Consider the following 2,618-nt stretch of genomic DNA (forward strand, 5'->3'; position numbering starts at 1 on the left):
GCCTAGCCGAAGCTCGCGGCAAAGAGTCCGCCTTCGCAAGAGGCTTCAGCGCGAGAGGGCGTTAATGAAACGAATTTCAGGGCTAACGATCGGCGCGGTCTTTTTCGGACTTGCAAGTGGCGCACAGGCAGCCGATTTGCCGGCCAAGGTCTACACGAAGGCGCCGGCGCCCGTGGACGGCAGAGAGCTGGACAAACGCAATTATTTGTAGAGACTAATGATAGTTTTGGGGAATCCGAGATAGAGCATCCACGCTTTCAAAGGCGTGTCTCAGGGGGACGGCCATGAAAATCTTCGAGTTAGCGGTTGTTGGCGCATTTGTCGCTCTTTCGATGATCGGCACCGCGTCGAGCGCTTTAAGCGCTTCGAACCCTTGGACCTGCGTGCGTCAACCGAATGGAACTAATTTTTGCGTCTACGTCGATCAACGTGGCAAGCGATTATGTATGTCCTGCCGCTCCACCGACACCAGCAGCTGCTCACGCGTACGCTGCCGCTAACCTTCGATTCTTCCGACGTCAAAACATCCACGAGTCTTTTGAAGGAGAACACCGTCTTATCGTCGAACAACGGTTGTGGCTCATGAGCGCGAGCCCCCTCGCCGACAATTTCAAATGGACCCCACAACGTCGGATAAGCGTTGCGAGAATTTGATCTGTCGTCCATGCACTTCAGCATTGCGCGTCGCGATGCATCGGCACGCCCCACCGTCGGATCTTTTTCCATGATAGAGAAGATGGACGTGGCCAACCGCGTAGCTGCGCGGGACTTGCCCCCCAGTGGGAGACTAGGATTGCCCGCGCCCCGCAGAAAACTTGTTGGAGCTAGTAATGGCATTTTGCAACTGTACGAATCCAATGGGTCGAACCGCAGTCATTGTCGCGTTCGCAACGACGTTGTTGTTGCTAACGCAATCGCCACTTTTTGCGCTCTCCGCCGAGAGCGCAGCGTATAAGAGATTCAACGATAACTTTGATCGCGGAAACTATGCGCAAGCTCTTGTCGAAGCAGAGAAGCTTGAGGCCGCCGTTAGATCGCGGCTTGGGACCAAGCACCCTGCTTATGGCGCTGTCTTAACTTACGTTGGGATGAGTTACGATAAGCTCGGCAAGTATGACAAGGCAGAGGAAGTCTATCGGCGCATCTTGCCCATTTATGAAAAGGCGCTAGGTGCCAGCCACGCCGGTGTCGGCGAAGTTCTAAATAATCTGGGTACCATTTGCGAGGCCCAAGGTAAGTATAGCGAGGCCGAGCAGTTCTACAGACGCGCATTGCCAATCTATGAAAAGACGTTGGGCCCAGGCAACACAGACTACGCCAACACGCTTAACAACCTGGCCCGTATAAATGAAAAAACAGACAAGTTGGCGGACGCCATAGATCTCTACCAGCGGGCTATTGAAATCAAAGACAAGGTCCTTGGCGCCAATCACCGCGAAACTGTGCCAATGCTTATCAATTTGGCATCCGTGTATCTCCAAACAGGCAAGTACAAGGATGCCGAAGAGCTACAAAAGCAGGCGGTCACAATCAACGAACGATCTCTTGGAGCCAATCACCCCGATGTCGCGGAGGGCCTTCAAAATCTTGCCGCGACACTCGAAATCCAAGGTAGGTTCACGGAAGCGGAAGGACTTGATCGCCGCGCACTCGCCATAAGGGAAAAATCCCTTGGTCAGAATCATCCAGCAGTAGCGTTTAGTCTCAACAGTTTGGCGGTGGTATGCACTAGACTAGGCAATCTTACTGAAGCCGAAGCGCTCTACAAGCGGAGCCTTGCGATCCAACAGGCGACGCTCGGGACAAGCCATCCGGCGACGGCAGATGCGCTAAACAATCTCGGCCTTTTATATTTAGAGCAAGGAAAATACAGCGATGCTCGAGAGAACGTCGGGCGCGCGTCAACCATCGTGGAGCAAACCTTCGGCCCTCGTAGTTTGAAGGCGGCGTCATCGCTGAACAATTTAGCATTGATCTACCAAGTCGAGGGCAAATACTCCCAAGCTGATCCGCTGTACAGACGGTCACTTGCAATCGAAGAGGCTGCATTTGGACCAAGCCATCCCTCCGTGGCGAAATCGTTCAATGTTCTGTCGCTACTGGAAACCGCGCGAGGAAACGTCGATGATGCGCTCTCGTGGAGCCGCAAAGCGAAAGACGCAGTTCTTGCGCACGCCACCGTCGAATTAAGAACTGCAGGACCGCAGCATCAAGCCGGTCTGATAGAACAGCGAACCTTCTATTTTCAGAATCATGTGATGAGTCTTAGTGCTGCATCACACTTGCGCGCCGATCAGCGGCAATCATTTGGTCTGGAGGCGTTCGAGAGTGCTCAATGGTCATTGCACTCTTCGGCTGCCGCAGCCATCCAACAAATGAGCGTTCGGTTTTCTTCGGGCAACGGCGCGCTCGCGGAGCTAGTGCGAGAGAGCCAGGACCTAAGTGATACCTGGCAGTCGAAAGACAAGATGTTGACGGCTGAGCGTTCAAAACCTGAGGCCGAACAGAACCCAACGGCAATTGAACAGCTGCGGAAATACATAGCTCAGATTGAACAAAAGTTGGCTGCCAACAAGTTGCGTATGGAAAAGGAATTTCCCGCTTATGCGACGTTGGTG

The 2,618-nt window shown here is 53.5% G+C and carries 1 protein-coding gene and 1 pseudogene; both read left to right on the forward strand.

Going from position 1 to position 2,618, the window contains the following annotated elements; all coding sequences use genetic code 11:
- Window positions 1–211: pseudogene (locus tag AC1D00_RS35945) on the forward strand (hypothetical protein); the annotation flags it as partial.
- A 619-nt stretch (window positions 212–830) separates the two neighbouring features.
- A partial coding sequence (locus tag AC1D00_RS35950) for a tetratricopeptide repeat protein (RefSeq protein ID WP_477013933.1) occupies window positions 831–2,618 on the forward strand: 1,788 nt, incomplete at its 3' end.

The sequence above is a fragment of the Bradyrhizobium sp. P2_E8 genome (assembly GCF_056403875.1).